The 15,519-nt window shown below is 55.3% G+C and carries 11 protein-coding genes; 7 read left to right on the forward strand and 4 right to left on the reverse strand.

The genetic code is table 11. From position 1 onward, the window contains the following. Window positions 1–17 precede the first annotated feature (17 nt). From LEPIL_RS14165 to rfaD, 7 genes are all read left to right on the forward strand, one after another. Complete coding sequence (locus LEPIL_RS14165; protein WP_002773396.1) at window positions 18–1,448, forward strand: TolC family protein; 1,431 nt, start codon at window positions 18–20, stop codon at window positions 1,446–1,448. 3 nt (window positions 1,449–1,451) lie between these two features. Then, complete coding sequence (locus LEPIL_RS14170) at window positions 1,452–4,709, forward strand: efflux RND transporter permease subunit (RefSeq protein WP_002773397.1); 3,258 nt, start codon at window positions 1,452–1,454, stop codon at window positions 4,707–4,709. A gap of 200 nt (window positions 4,710–4,909) precedes the next feature. Next, window positions 4,910–5,734, forward strand: a complete 825-nt coding sequence (locus LEPIL_RS14175; RefSeq protein ID WP_002773398.1) for an HET-C-related protein — start codon at window positions 4,910–4,912, stop codon at window positions 5,732–5,734. Window positions 5,735–5,797: 63 nt separating this feature from the next. Then, complete coding sequence (locus LEPIL_RS14180) at window positions 5,798–7,009, forward strand: amidohydrolase family protein (RefSeq protein ID WP_002773399.1); 1,212 nt, start codon at window positions 5,798–5,800, stop codon at window positions 7,007–7,009. A 6-nt stretch (window positions 7,010–7,015) separates the two neighbouring features. Next, window positions 7,016–8,104 carry a cyclic nucleotide-binding domain-containing protein gene (locus tag LEPIL_RS14185; protein ID WP_002773400.1) on the forward strand — a complete coding sequence of 363 codons (1,089 nt, stop codon included), beginning with the start codon at window positions 7,016–7,018 and terminating at the stop codon, window positions 8,102–8,104. After that, on the forward strand, window positions 8,101–8,748 hold the full coding sequence (locus tag LEPIL_RS14190; protein ID WP_002773401.1) for a Crp/Fnr family transcriptional regulator: 648 nt from the start codon (window positions 8,101–8,103) through the stop codon (window positions 8,746–8,748). The genes LEPIL_RS14185 and LEPIL_RS14190 overlap by 4 nt, the downstream gene beginning before the upstream one ends. Window positions 8,749–8,788: 40 nt before the next feature. Beyond that, window positions 8,789–9,766, forward strand: a complete 978-nt coding sequence (gene rfaD / locus LEPIL_RS14195) for an ADP-glyceromanno-heptose 6-epimerase (RefSeq protein WP_002773404.1) — start codon at window positions 8,789–8,791, stop codon at window positions 9,764–9,766. Window positions 9,767–9,781: 15 nt separating this feature from the next. Here the strand turns inward: rfaD and LEPIL_RS14200 are convergent, their stop codons facing one another. The 4 genes from LEPIL_RS14200 to LEPIL_RS14215 all read right to left on the reverse strand — a co-directional run bounded on the left by LEPIL_RS14200 (window position 9,782) and on the right by LEPIL_RS14215 (window position 15,447). Beyond that, window positions 9,782–10,816, reverse strand: a complete 1,035-nt coding sequence (locus tag LEPIL_RS14200; RefSeq protein ID WP_002773406.1) for an alpha/beta fold hydrolase — start codon at window positions 10,814–10,816, stop codon at window positions 9,782–9,784. A gap of 4 nt (window positions 10,817–10,820) precedes the next feature. Continuing rightward, window positions 10,821–11,075, reverse strand: coding sequence for a hypothetical protein (locus LEPIL_RS14205; RefSeq protein ID WP_002773413.1), 255 nt, complete (start codon window positions 11,073–11,075; stop codon window positions 10,821–10,823). 20 nt (window positions 11,076–11,095) lie between these two features. Then, window positions 11,096–13,867: an ATP-binding protein gene (locus tag LEPIL_RS14210; protein ID WP_002773414.1), complete on the reverse strand. Its 2,772-nt coding sequence runs from the start codon at window positions 13,865–13,867 to the stop codon at window positions 11,096–11,098. Window positions 13,868–13,980: 113 nt separating this feature from the next. After that, a complete protein-coding gene (locus LEPIL_RS14215; RefSeq protein WP_002773415.1) occupies window positions 13,981–15,447 on the reverse strand; it encodes a putative glycoside hydrolase in 1,467 nt (488 codons plus the stop codon). Window positions 15,448–15,519: the final 72 nt, after the last annotated feature.

Below are 15,519 nucleotides of genomic sequence, written 5' to 3' on the forward strand. Positions count from 1 at the left end.
GAGTGCATCTACTTGATATGAAACACATCTCTCAAAAACGAGCGGCGGCTTTTGCCCTGATCTCGCTTCTTGCGAGCGCCGTTCTTGCCGAATCGGCATCTGAAGAACTATCCTTTGAAAACGTCTGGGAGCGTGTCGAAAAAAGTTCGGACTCCTTGCAGGCGGCGAGGCTCGACGCCGAGGCGGCGCGCATCGGCAAAAACCGCATGAGCCGTCACTGGCTGCCGCGAGTCTACACCGATCTGCGAGCTTTCCAGACGAACGACCCGCTTACGATCTTTGGCGGGACCCTGCTACAAAGAGAGGCGAGCAGCGCCGATTTCATGACGCGCGAAAAACCCGATAGCCTTGAAGGCCTGCAGGCATTATCGAAAGATCCGGCCGATGTTACGCCCTTCATTCGTCCCGATACGCTGAACAATCCCGGAACGAGAAACTTCGGTATGGGAACTCTCGGAGTCGATCTTCCTTTATACGAAGCGGGCGCACGCAGCGCCGCCGCAGAGATGTACGCGAAGATGTCAGAGGCGCTGAACTATCAGGCTCTACATACACAGCTTGACGAATATACGCTGGCGGCATCGGCCTACGGACAGCTTATGATTCTCGATCGAGAGCATCAGGAGCTGAAAAATTTACAGTTCGCTGTGAACAGCATCCTTGCACGCTATCAGCTGGGCAATGCCGGGAACCCGGTCGGTTACTCCGGGCTGCTCGGACTTCGCGGACTGAATAACCGTCTCGAAGCGCTTGTTTTGCAGAACCGCACACGCCACAAAGCTCTGCTTGACTATCTCGGCGAGATGACCGGAGGATTACCGGAAAACTGGAAAACGAAAAACCAGGAAGCGAAAGACTTTGCGGCCGCCTATCTGCAATATGGAGATCTGAACGCAGGGCCATCGTTTCGCACACGTTTCTATCAGAAGATGGTAGAGGCGCAGGAAGAGAAGGCCGTCATAGACACGGCGCCCTTGCGACCGAAGACAGGTCTTTTTGCCGAGGCGCAGGCCGTCACAGGCGATCGTGGTACGGGCACGAACTATAAGGCCGGCTTCTATTTTCAGATGATGCTGGTTTCGCCGACCGATATCCAGGCCGGATCACAGGCCGAGAAAGAGGTCGAAGCCGCGAAACTGCGAGCTAAGGATGCCGTTGAAAAAGAGAAGCTGATGCTCGACAAGCTGGTGAACGCCGAAAAGGCCCTTGATCGCAGCCTTGATCTTCTGCGTCAGTCGAAGGTCCTTTTACAGCAGCAGACCGTTACGTCGCTCGATCTCTTTCAGAACGGCGCCATCAACGCCCTTCAGTTAACGGAAGTCTTCTCGCGAAGAGCCGATCTGATCCAGGCGTTATCCCAGGCCGAAACGGAATACTTACAGGTAAGAAGCGGCCTTGTGACGATGCGCAATCGCAAAGGCGTTCCGACCGAACAACAACCGGAGTAATATATGGCGAAGAAAAGTCTCATGGCTGATAACCTCGATTATCAGCCCAAATCAAACGAACCCGAGAAGATGGGCATGGCGGGCAAGCTTGCCGCAGCCTTTGCACAATCACGTCTGACTCCGGTCATAGCCGTGGCCTCCATTCTTATGGGTATCATGGCCACTCTGATCACTCCTAAAGAAGAGGAGCCTCAGATTTCCGTTCCTATGATCGACGTGATGATTCCGGCGCCGGGATCAGAGCCCCGCGAAGTAGAACGCAAGATCACCGAGGTGGTCGAGCGCTCCGTATGGGGACTGGAAGGCGTCGAATACGTCTATTCGACAAGCATGCCGCACTTTGCCATGATCACCGTGCGCTTCAAGGTCGGAGACAACATGGAAACGTCTCTCGTCAAGGTGCATCATAAAATCATGGAGATCCGGCATCTCATGCCGAAGAACGCCATGGATCCCGAGGTGAAGGCCTTCTCGATCGACGACGTGCCCTTTCTTGCCTTGAGCTTTCATTCGAATCAACGAAACGACTACGAACTGCGCACACTCATAGCGCCTCTTGCCCGTGAGCTATCAAGCACGCCCGACCTCAGTCGCGTCGAGATGATGGGAGGCCTGCGTAAGGCGATTCGCATTATCGTCGATCCGACGAAAGCGTCGGGACGCGGCGTATCGACGGCCGATGTTGCCCGCGCATTGCAGATGAGTGACGCCTTCGCGCCGGGAGGCAAGAACTGGAGCGAAACGGCCGTCTATGACGTCGAGCTGGGCGGTCGACTGAATACATTAAAGGATATAGAGAACATCGCCGTCGGTCAGCGCGGAGGCACGGTCGTTCGTATTAAAGACATCGCCTATGTTATCGACGGCCCCGAGGAGCGCACACGTATCTCTCATCTTTCGCATAAGAAAGAAGACGGAACGATCGAAAGCTCGCAGGCCGTCACCGTAGCATTCGCTAAACGCAAGGGAACAAACGTCGTCACGCTTGCATCTGATCTGCTGGCCCGCGCCGAAACGTTTACGACAACGCTGCCCCCTGACGTGAAGATGGAGATCATCCGAAACTACGGCGACACGGCTCGCGGCAAGTTCATCGAGCTCATCGAACACCTGCTCATCGCCGTGATTTCAGTCGGCGCTCTGATCGCCCTCATGATGGGGCTTCGCTCGGCAGCCGTCGTTTCGATCGCCATTCCCGTTACGCTTGCGCTCGCCCTTTCCGTTTATTACTTCCTCGGTTACACATTGAACCGTGTTACGCTTTTCGCTCTGATCTTCTCGATCGGTATCCTCGTCGATGACGCCATCGTCGTCGTCGAAAACGTCGAGCGTCATATGCGCATCCATCGCAACAAGAACTTCGTGAGGCTTGTTATCGATGCCGTGGCCGAAGTCGGCAATCCGACCATTCTTGCCACGTTTACGGTGATCGCCGCCGTCATGCCGATGGCATTTGTACGCGGTCTGATGGGCCCGTATATGAAGCCGATTCCGGTCGGCGCAAGCGTTGCGATGATCTTCTCGCTCTTCGTAGCCTTCATCGTCACACCGTGGGCGTCGGTGAAGCTGCTTGCCGGAGCGCAACACCATGATCATGACGAAGATGCCGAGCCGACAGGCATGCTTGCAAAGCCGAAGAAGCTTCTGAATAAGCTGATCTATCGTATTCCGACGCAGATGACGCAGGACATCATCGATAGCCGTAAACGCTTCTTTATGTTCGTTGGAGCGCTTGTAGCAAGCCTTGTCATCTCGATGGGATTCTTTGCGGTGAAGCTTGTTCGCGTGAAAATGCTTCCTTTCGATAATAAGAACGAATTCCAGGTGCTTCTGGATTATCCGACAACGACGCCGCTTGCGACGAATGCCGATCTTTCAAAAGAGCTTGCCGCTCAACTTTTAAAAGATCCCGACGTTCTGACCGTTCAGTCTTACAGCGGAGAGGCGGCTCCTTATTCCTTCCTCGGCATGGTGAAGCATACGTTTATGCGCCGCACGGATTACATGACCGACCTTCAAGTGGTGCTCAAGGATAAAGGCGACCGGAGCCGATCAAGCCATCAGATTATCACTGAACTGCGTCCCGTGATCGCCGAATTCTCGAAGAAGCATAGCGTCATATCAAAGGTGCTTGAGATCCCGCCCGGTCCGCCCGTTATGGCGACGATGGTGGCCGAGATCTACGGCCCCACAGAAGAGGCCCGCGTCAAAGCGGCAGCCGACGTTCGCCGGGTCATCGAGCAATATCCTGACTTCGTCGACATCGACGTCTCGTATCGTCCGGGTCGCGAGCGACTCGTCTATCAGTTTGATCCGGTGCAAGGAGGCGTGCTCGGCGTTCCGTCCGCACATGCCGTCGGAACGGGATACTTCGTCTTTAACGAGGCGTCGCTCTTTACGATCGGTGACGTGAAAAGCCCGGAAGACGTGCCCATCATGCTTTCGGTTTCGCAGAACGTGCGATCGGGAGCGAATCCGCTGAAAGGCCAGAAGGTGATGAGCTTTGAATCGGGCACGGTTGATGTTGATCGACTGTTCAAGAACGCCGAGCTGCGCGCATCACAGCCGCTCTTCCGTAAGAATCTCAAACCGGTCGTCTATGTATTCAGCGAACTGACCGGCGATGAAGAGGCTCCGGTGTACGGCATCCTGAAAGTGCAGGACGAGATTCCGTATCAGATCCAGACAGCCGAAGTGCCCTGGGATACAAGAGAGCCTATCGTCAAATGGGACGGAGAATGGTTCATCACATACGAGGTCTTTCGCGATCTCGGTGCGGCCTTCGCAGCCGTACTTGTGCTGATCTACATCTTCGTTCTCGGATGGTTCCGCAGTTATACGGTACCGCTTCTGATCATGGCTCCGATTCCGATCTCGCTTCTTGGAATCATCCCCGGTCACTGGTTAACGGGAACCTACTTCACAGCGACGTCGATGATCGGCTTCATCGCAGGAGCGGGCATCATCGTGCGTAACTCCATCATCCTCGTCGACTTCATCGAGCAGCGCCTGTCTGAAGGGGCTGACGTGAAGTGGGCCTGCATCGAGGCCGGCGTGGTGCGCTACAGGCCGATGATTCTTACGGCCGCGGCCGTCATCGTCGGAACGGCCGTCATTCTTTTTGATCCGATCTTTTCGGGTCTGGCCGTAAGCCTGATGTTCGGCTCCGCCGTATCGACGATACTCAGCCGGGTTTTTGTACCGGCGATGTATTACTGGTTTATCGGCGATAGCAGGGTCGAAGAGCTTCAGGCCGATTAACAGCTCATTTCGATGCCCGTCGCCGGGCATCGAAATGAGTATCGTTCAAAAGGGAGAAGGATTCTTCTCCCTTTTTTTTGTTCACGGTCCCGACGGAAAAACTAACAGAGCCGCATCACCACCGAGGAAAATGCATCACCTAAAAAGCAAAATCCGAAAAAGACTTTCCTTCCCTGGATGTTTTATTTGTTTAGAACCAAGTGAACTGGTTAATAAAACAACCTTTTCTGATTCTTGCCGCATTCCTGGCTCTGGCCTCATATCAGCCAGATTCACGGTCGATTCATGCCTTTGGTCCAACCGGCCCCTTTGATCATCATCGCATCCTCGTCGATGCGCTTGATCGCTTTTCACGCAAATCAGGCTGGGAGGTGAATCCGATCTGCACCGGTCTTCTCAATAACTTCGCCTATACGAGCGACGGAGAGCTGGCGCATCTTGACTTCTTTCATTGTGATAACAGCAACTTCTACGGTTGCAGCATGATGCTCGACCGACTCAAAGGAAATGCCCGCAATGCAACCAGTCAGGTGGAGGCCATGCGCGATCTGGCCCTCGCTCTTCATATCGTACAGGATTTCTATGCTCATTCAAACTGGGTGGAGCGTTATCGATTCTCCATGATCCGGGCGCCGATTGAAGCGATGAAAGATTACCCGACGCCGCCCTGGCTTCAATCGGGCATCTACCCCGATGTGCATGCGGCGACGGCCACTGGCGACCCACTCATCAACTACTACTGCATGCTCACACCCGAGAAGGCCTGGGGCGAGGCCTTTCCTCATGCCGGCCATGCCTGCCTGAACAAGGACGGAAATAATCCCGGACGCGGCGGATCAACGGTCGATGGTACGTTCATCACGTATCATGAGCTGGCCGGCGAATACGCCATACGACATAGCGTCGAGGTGCTCAACACCTTTCGCGATACGGTGCCGATGTTTCAGAGCTGCCTGCTTCCTAAAAAGGCGACCTTCGGCTGCAGTCAGTTCATCGCGAAGCGTTTCACCCTGCGTCGCCTCTGAGCCGGCCGTTTTCTCGAGTTACCTGTCGATTTCCATGACCCGGAAGTCCGACAATAAAAATGAATGTCTCACCCTCAGTGGCAGATCACAAACGGATGGATTCCCGGGTATGACGAGCGTCCTGTCAGCGTGCAGATCGCCGATCAGCGCATCGGCCGCATCGTAGCCGAACCGGCCGCGGCCGAGATCTCCGTCGATCTGCACGGCCTGGCCATCCTGCCTGCCTTCATAAACGGGCACGACAATCTGCTCGCCACGTATCTGCCGTTCCAGGGGAGGAACTGGCCGCATCCGACATGGCTCTCCTGGGATAACGAGATCAAGGCATCCTCACTCTTCGCCGAACGCATGCTCGTTTCGCCGGAAGACCTCTATCAGCTCGGAGCCTACCGTAATATCCTGTCGGGGTCCGTCTTTGTCGTCGATCACATCCCCGATTTTGTAAGGCGTCCGTTTGAAAAAGAACTGCCCGCTCGCCTGCTGTCGGATTTTGGCATCGCTCATTCCGTCAGCGCTTACGCTCTGAACTGGGGCAAGGGAATTCGCGCAGAATACGAATACGCCGTCGAGCACGGCCTGCCTTTTATTCTACATATCGCCGAAGGTTTTGATCGGGATTCGAAGCAGTCCTTACGTCAACTCGACGAGATGGGGGCGCTTGGAGAAAACACCGTTCTGGTTCATGGCCTTTCTCTCTCTGATCACGACCTCGACCGCATCGCCGCTGCGGGGGCTCATCTCGTCTGGTGCCCTTCAAGCAATCGTTTCATATATAATGCCCGACCGCCCATCGAGAAAGCTTTCAGCCGGGGGATCAACGTCTGCCTCGGCACAGATAGCGCTATGGCAGGCGGTCCGGGCATGCTGCAATCCCTGAAATCAGCAATGGAGGAGCTGCCTTCTCTCGATCCGCTTGATCTGCTTGCGATGGCGACGGTAAACGCCTCGCAGGCCTTCCGACTGAAAGACAGGGGGTCTCTTGGAGCCGGACAATGGGCCGATCTGGTAATTTTCAACCGCAGACCTACCGATAATCTAAAAGAATTCATACAAACACTGGAGCTGGAAGATCTCTTTCTTGTTGTGCGGGAGGGCATCCCCGTTTACGGTGATGCGTCGCTGGAAAAACTATTCCAGGCCCTTTCCGTGCAAACCGATCGGATTTCGGTTCACAGAACGGAAAAACTTGTGCAGAGAGGAATGCTGGATCTGCTAAGGCGGATTCGCATGCAGGCGGGCAAGGAGATCTTCTTCCCCTTCCTGCCGGTCGGATAACGAAACATGCCAGTCATAAAGAATTATAACGGCGGCTCGATTATTTACTTCGAGGGCGACAGAGCGGAAGATATTTACGTTCTACAGAGCGGTCGCGTCGTCCTGATCAGCACCTCCATCGATACGGGCGACGAAATACGTGAAGACGTGCAGATTGGCGAGTTTTTCGGCGTGAAGTCGTCTCTCGGTAGATATCCGCGCGAAGAAACGGCGCAGGTGATCGGAAAAACGAACGTTATCGTTTTCAAACAGCCCGAATTCGAGCAGATGGTGATGAAAAATACGCGACTCATCATCAAGATGCTCAAGGTTTTCTCGAAGCAGCTGCGCGAAATCCATCGCAAAGTGCGTCAGATTTTAAAAGCCGGTTCGACGCGTGACCCGGAATACGAGCTGATGAACGTCGCCGAGTCGTTCTATCGTTCGGGCAATATCGACCATGCCGTCTACGCCTTCGAGCGCTACCTGACCTATCATCCGAACGGCCCCTATTCCAGCCGGGCCCGCGATCTTCTGACGATGGCGCGAAAAGGGCAGACGTATCCGCACGGCTACGTGCCTCTTGAATCCGTGGCCGTCGATCCCGTGCCCTCCAGTTTTAACGATTCGCTCATGAAGGCGGCCTCGATGCCGGCAAGCAGTGCCGACGACCCGTTCGCCTTTCCCGAAGATCCCTTTGTAGACGATTCGGCGATGCCATCAGACCGATCGGCGACGGAGCAGCTGTCTCAGGCACGAGAGCTTTTCGGAGCCGGAGACTTCGATGGCGCACTCACTCATCTCGAAGAGCTGCTTTCGCGCAATGATCTTTCGAAGAAGTCTGAATTCGAAGCAAAGGCCGCGGCGCTTTTTGAAAAGGGCCGCTGCCAGATCAAAATGAAGAAGCTGCCCGAGGCGACAAATACGTTAACCGAATATCTGAAAACGTATCCCTCCGGCAGTTATGTGAAGCAATCCTTCTTTCAGCTCGGATTGATCGCCGAGATCAGCGGAAACCAGGAGCGGGCTCGCACGTTTTACGCGAAAGTGGCTCAATTAAAGCCGGATGACGAAGTGACCGCTCAGGCAAAGACGAGGCTTCAGAAGATATCATGAGCATCATGCTGCCAGAATCTCTGTTTGAAAAATTCGGGAAGGAATTTCATCCCGGACAGATCATCTTCTGCGAATGGGAGCCGGGCAACGATTTCTATTTCGTGCAGAAAGGTCGCGTCAAGATCATCAAGACGTTCGGCAACACACAGAAGACTCTCGATGTGATGGGTGAAGGCGACATCTTCGGCGAGATGGCCATCCTTGAAGAAGAGCCGCGTTCCGCCTCGGCCATCGCCGTCGATAATGTAAAAACGCTGCACTTCAATCGCGAGAACTTCGACACGCTGATGAATACGCAGCCGCAGCTCGCATACAGCCTGCTTCTTATTTATACGAAACGCATCTATGACGCTCGTCGTCGCCTCAAGATCCTTCTTATCGACGACCTGAACGTCAAGGTAGCCGACGTCTTTCTGATGCTGGCCGAGAAAGATCCGCATTACGGTCACACGAATCAGATGATCTTCAACATTACGGTCGACGACGTCGCCAACTGGTGCGGTCAGCCCGTCGACGAGGTGAACAGAGTAATCATGGTTTACGTCAGGCAGGGCAAACTCGAGCTGTACGCCGACCGCATCGTCGTTCCGAACCTGAAAGACCTGCAGCGCGTCGTCAATTCGAAGAAGAAAAGCCTCATGTGATCGTTCTTTACAGAGCGACGCCGTCCGATATCTCTGCACTATGATCCTGGTAACCGGAGCCGCCGGACTCATCGGCAGCGCAGTCGTTCGAGAGCTGAACGAGCGTGGCGAGGCCGACCTGCTTCTCGTCGACCATCTTGGAACGAGCGAGAAATGGAAGAACCTCAGATCGTTGCGCTTCATCGATTATCTTGAAAAAGACGATTTTGAAAGACGCTTTCTCGACCAGGATCATCCGCTCTGGAAAGAGATCAAAGGCATCGTGCATCTGGGCGCATGCAGCTCCACTATAGAGATGGATGCCTCGTACCTGATCGAGAATAACTTTCGCTTCTCGAAGCGATTGGCCGAACGAGCCGAAGCGCAGAAGATACGAATGGTCTATGCCTCAAGTGCTGCCACCTATGGCGACGGAGAGAACGGCTTCGTTGATGACGAGGCATCGATCGAAAAACTGCGGCCGCTCAACCCTTACGGCTATTCAAAGCAGATCTTCGACCTCTATCTGAAACGCCGCGGCTTTTCTGGTTTTGCCGGCATCAAGTATTTCAATATTTTCGGCCCGAACGAATCGCATAAAGGCCCGATGATCTCGATGGTTCTGCGCGGCTACAGACAGATTCGCGAAACGGGCGAGCTTCGCCTTTTCAAGAGCTATCATCCCGATTACGGCGACGGCAAACAGGTGCGCGACTTTCTCTATGTAAAAGACGCCGCCCGAATGACGATCTTCCTGCTTCTTGACGCACCGGGCGTCTCGGGGCTTTTCAACGTCGGCAGCGGCGTCGCCTCTACATGGATCGATCTCGGTCAGGCCATCTTTGCCGCCCTGTCGATGAAGCCGAAGATCGTCTTTATCGACATGCCCGAGTCGCTGCGGCCGAACTATCAGTATTTCACGCAGGCGCCGATCGAAAAAATACGCAAGGCCGGCTATTCGCAGTCGATCACTCCGTTAACCGAAGCGATAACGGACTATGTGCAGAACTATCTCTCTCACGGAGAGATCCACGCCTGAAGGCAGTCTGTCCTTTTATCGCCGCGAGCGGCGCACCGACTGATGGTAGAACTGCTGCAGGTGTGTAACCGCCTCTCTCACAACTGCATCAGGGCTCTCTGAAAGCATATTGTGGCCGACTCCCGGCACGATATGCAATTGCGCCTGTAACGCTTTCGCCATCTGACGCCCCCTTGCGAGCGGAACGATGCGGTCCTCGGCCCCCCAGATGAGCGTCACCGGCAGATGGCACTGCCTCAGCTGCTTCTCCGTTAAGAAGACCTCGTCGGGCCGCTCCATCGTATTCTCGGCCAGATACCGGAATCCAGGCGTCGACCAGCGATACAGCAGGCCCCGTAGAACAAATTCGGGAATCTCATCCGCTCGCTCTGCGAGGCCGTGATGCAGCTCCGCAAGCAATGAGCGCACCTCCGCTGTCGATTGAGGAAAGAAGCGGCGACGCAGATCGTCAAGCTCCGCCTCGGGAAGCAGAAGCGCGCCTGGAGCGATCGCACACAGAGATAGAAAAGGCATCTCGTTCAAACGTCGAGCATACAGATGCATTTGCAACGCCAGTAATCCACCCATGGAATGCGTTAACAGATGAACGGGTTCGTTACAGAGATTGCGTAGGAACCGATACAGCGACCGATAGAGAGCCGGACCGGTCCATGCCTCGCGAAGCGCCGGCAGCGCTGAGCCGCCGTGACCTGGAAGATCGACGACGATGACGCGATAGTCGCGAATAAGCGGGGCGATTACGTGCCTGAAGGCGAATCCACGATCAAGGAATCCATGCAAAAGCACAAGCGTCGGCCGGTCATCAACGCGATCTGCTGAGTAGTAGACGAATCGCTGCCCTTCATACGTTACGGCGTGACGTCGTAACCCCAGATAGGAGAACTTACGCGCATGTCGGAAGTCCCGGTAACGAAGCAGAAATCGGCCCGCCAGAGAACTCCACCAGAAGACCGTTGAATGATGCGTGTTTAACCGAATACCGGTAGCCGGCGAATCTGAGACCCGGGGAGCGGGAGAGCGAACAGTGCCGGTTCGAGCGATCGTTTTCACGGATTCATAACTCCGACCAGAGCAGAGGTTGCTCGCTGATCTCAGCCGCCCGCCTTTTGCGTTCTATATCGAAGGCCCGGGCGAGATCAAGCGCACATCCTGTACAACGACGGCCGGCGCCGGTCGCCCGCTGAAAATCAATGAGCGAAGGCAGCTCTTTTTCAGCCTTTGCCGCACCCGATTTCTCGGCAAGGAATCGCCGCATCTGACGCCGCCCCATGCGGGTACAGTGGCAGATCGGCCCTTCCTGCAGTTCCATCGGGAAAAGATAACAAACGATCAGCTCAAAAGCGAGCTCAGAATCTCATCGGTGTACTTGCGACGCTTCGCCTCTTTCTCGGCGGGCGTCTCGATGATGATCTCTTCGTCGGGCTTCACGCGGAAGATCGGCTGGCCTTTCTTCACAACGACGCCGTCGTCATGTACGAGCTTCTCGACGATCGTGCCGGCGAATTCGGCCGGTATCTTGTTAAACATCTTCATCACCTCGATGATGAAGATGGGCTTACCGGCGTCGAAATGATCCCCCGTATCGACATAGGGCGGATGCGCCGGCGTCTCCCGGAAATAGATCATACCGCCCGTCGGCGCGACGATCGTATCGGCGGCAGCGGCCGGCGGCGGAGCAAGATTGCGAATCATCGCCTTCTGATTCTCGGGCTTCAGGAACTTCTCGGGAAAGACCGGGTTCAGATCGTCGTCCAGTACGATATCAAGGATATTGGATCGCATGCCTGCAAGGATCGGCAACTGAAGCAGTTCAAGCCCGGCCTGCCATCCGGCATGAGCGGCCTGCACGGCAGCGATCAGCGAACCATCGACGCCCGGAAGCTTGCCGCCTCGGATCGCCTCATCAAGCGCCGTAAAATCGGCCGCAAACGAAGAGTCTATACGAGACTGCAGATCGGCATAGAACTGAAGGCCCTGGTCGAGCAGCTGACGATCATACTCCCAGATGCGCTGAAGCGGAGGAGCATCACGCCATTCAAGGTGAAGGTACTGATAGAGCTCTTCAAGCAGCTGAAGCGGATTGCGCAGCCAGCGCACCTTTCCGTTCACGATCTCATAGGTACGCTTGCGATGATAACCGAGCCATCCGGCAAGAAGATGCGGGCTGTGCAGAAGATGCTCGATCGGGCGGCTGATGAGCGTCATCTTCGCGCCGACCACGGAACTGGCATCGGCTCCGTAGGCCTTAACGGCCCACTTCGCATAACTACTCCAGGCATACTCCACGTCGATCAGGTTCGATTCGGCGGCCAGGTTACCGGCCGCGGCGAGATACGGCACGGCGAACTTCGTATCGGGACGGGCCATTCCATCAAGGCCGAGCAAAAAGTAGATGAGACCCATGTGGAACTCGCGGTTCGTCGCAAGATCGGTGCCGCGCAGCTCCATGCTGCGCAGGATGTTCCCGAGCCGCTCCAGGTTCTCGTTGCGATCTTTGCCATACGTAACGATAAGGGCGATATTCGAATCATAGGCGCCGGCCAGATGATAATGGATGAAGGCGCCCGTATCGGGGTTGCGAATCGAAATGCCCTGGTCGTCGCGAATCTCATGCTCGATCGGATTCGACCAGAATTCAATAACGCCGCCTGCATGCGGCTGCAGGGCGTCGTTCATAGCATTCAGACGCACCTCGCCGCCGGCCGGGCTGCGCAGATAGCGTTCCGGTCGCGGAAGCTTCTCGCCATGTGCGGCGCAGAGCACCATAGCCTCAACAAGCGATTCGACGTCGAAGTACTCGGCCGGATTCTCGGGATTACGGAAGCGCAGTCCATACACCATCTCGGTGACGCGATGCTCCACCTGAATACGGGTATTCACTTCCATGAAATAAAAGCTGTGGCCCGATACGATACATTCAAAGGTCGAAGCGGAATTCAATCCGACGGTTTCTGCAAGACGTTCGGCCTGCATCTCCATCTCACGAAGCATACCGCGATCGGCTTCCATGGACTTCGCCCAGGATTCTTTGCCGGCGTTACGCATGCGCTCGATCTCGGCCGCATAGAGCTCGTCGGTGATCGAGAGCTCGACTAACTTCTGCTCGTACATCTGAACGGAGCAGTCACGTCCACCGAGAGCGATGGCCCACTTTCCGTTCCCGATAAGCTGGATCTCATTGTGACGCGTATTCTCGATATTCATCTCAATGAGAAAGTTCTTGTTATCGGCCGGACCGAGAGCCTTCGATTCGGCTAACACTTCAAGCGCCATGCCGGGGACTTCATCGGCGGAACTCACGATGCGCTGTCCCTTACCGCCGCCTCCGCCGATATACTTCAGTCGAATGCGACGACCGGGGTTTTCTTTAAGAATGCGATCGACCTCTTTGCGAGCCTGTTCCTGCAGCTCTTCGGTGGAGATCAGCCCGACGCCTTTATGATATCCCGCTTCAAGAATAAGCTCCGCCTTTTCTTCAAGCGTTTCGCAGGCGTCGATCACGCTCATATCGGGATTCACGCCCTGCTCTTTCGCAAGCTTCAGCATGCCATCAAGGCTTCCGCCCGCCTTTGCAAGAAAGGCGACCGACGTGATGTTATCAAGACCGGGCGTAACCGAGACGCCGACCTTACGTGCGAGCTTCTTCGCCTGGTCTTTTGCGCCAAGACTGTGGTGTACGCGAGCGGCGGGACCGACAAAGCCCAGACCGGCCTTCTCGATCGACTCGACGAACTCGGCATCTTCGGCCATGAAGCCGTAACCCGCGAAAATATGCGTGTAGGAGTTAACCTTACAGATCTGGATGATGTTGTCGATACGCTGCAGTCGCTCTTCACGATTCGCCCCGGTATAATCGGGAATGCGATGCACCCGATTCTGGTCGGGGATCTGGCGGATCTCGGGTGCGAGCGTCACCGGATAGGTAACCGAATCCTTCTCAGAAAGAAGAATGCCATACCGGACGCCCAGTGAATCGAACACGTCCATCGCCTCTTTGCGGATCGGCCCGCGACAGACGATGAGAATGCTCACATGGGTGCAGGCAAAGCTGCGAATAAAGGGACTGGTTTCTTTCAGATAGCGGATGGTCTTTTCGCTCATTTCGGGCCTTTTCTTTTTGAAGCTATGCTCCCGAACACCGGCATCCGGCATTCAGGATGGTTTATGGAGCTATTGCGCGTTCGGCTGCAGGATCTCTTTCCAGGCATCCGGAGTCAATTTACTTTTTCTGATGATTGCGGGTCGATATGGTCGACAAGCTCGACCGTTCTCTCACCGGCCAGCGCCCTGTAAACGACATCATACTCGTTACCGGCATTCCACATCATCCAGCCTTCTCCGCCGCCGGCATCGCTGCCCTGGATCTGTCGCAGGATGTAGCTTTCGTTGTAGTTGCTCACACGCCATTTGAAGGCCTGCAGCCACGGCCGGATGACGACGTTTGCGCCCATCATCTCGCGCACCTTCTGATTGCCCACTTTGTAGAAATACACAGGTTCATCGGCAGGCTGCTCGAAACCGTCAAAGCCGCGATTGAAATGCGATGGATAGAGCATCGGCGATACGACGTCCACATACGGAGCAAAGGCCTCAAGACGCTGACCGGTGCTGTTGCGGTCGGCCTCTTCGCCCCAGGCCACGACTCCGAAGACGTCCACCGCCAGCTTCACGTCCGTAGTGCGCGTGAGGATCCAGGCAGCGGCCAGAAACTCCTTCAGATGCTGCGTTTTATCCAGCGGATTCTTCACCTGAAAATAGCTCACGCCGCTCAGATCGCCTTCAGCAGGGTAGCGGATATAATCGAGCTGAATCTCATCGACGCCGAGCTGCACGAGCTCGTGAATGATTTTCAGATTGTAAAGCTGGACCTCAGGATGCCCGGGATCTACCCAGAGTGGTCGCCCTTTAAAAAGCAATCGACCGGTCGGAGAATTGCGATCGGGGATGGCGAGATCCGGCCGCACTGTAGACAGGTTCTCGTCTTGAAACATCGCCGTGCGAGCGATCACATAGATGCCGTTGCGATGAAGATAGTCGATCATCTTGGGCAGATCGGGAATGGGCGCCGGATGACGGCGGTATTTCTCCACCTCGGCAACGGATGACTTATAGTTCACGACGCCTAAAATGTCCTTCACGTCGAAGACGACGCTGTTAGCGTTGACCCGCTTCATGCGACGGACTTCGGCCGAGAGTCGACCCGGAACGGCATTCTCGCCGCGCAGATAAATCGCTCGAATCGGCCCGGTCATCTGAAGCGGCCTGTTCTTCAATGGCTCGATGACGGGCTCGGGAATGCTGACCAGGTCGCCATTTTTACAGCCATGCCGGGATGAAAGAGCTGAGTTCTCGCGCACCAGCGCTTCTTTCAGATCGTCGCGCACAAAGATGCGCGAATGCGAATAATAAAGCCGCATGAGCTTCTGCGCCGTATCGCCATCCTTGCATTCATGCACGATTCGTCCGTCGACGAGACGCCCGCCTTCGGGAAGCTGCAATGCCGGAGTACTGTCTGCATGAACGGGAGCCGTGGTAGCGGATTCACGTGCATGAAACAAGATGTAGCCGCCCGCCAGAAGAAGCAGAGCGCCCGTGACAAAGAGAAGATGGTTCTTTTTTAAGATGTAGAAGGACCACACGGACTGAAACAGTCGGAGCAGCACAGAGGAGAGTCGGTTCATAGCCTGGGTTCAATCCCCGGCCAAAGCGGAGGGCGTCAACAACGAAACCGCGAAGAGCTATTTTTGCCGTTT

Origin of the sequence: Leptonema illini DSM 21528 (assembly GCF_000243335.1) — a bacterium.
In the GTDB taxonomy this organism is placed as follows: Bacteria; Spirochaetota; Leptospiria; order Leptospirales; family Leptonemataceae; genus Leptonema; species Leptonema illini.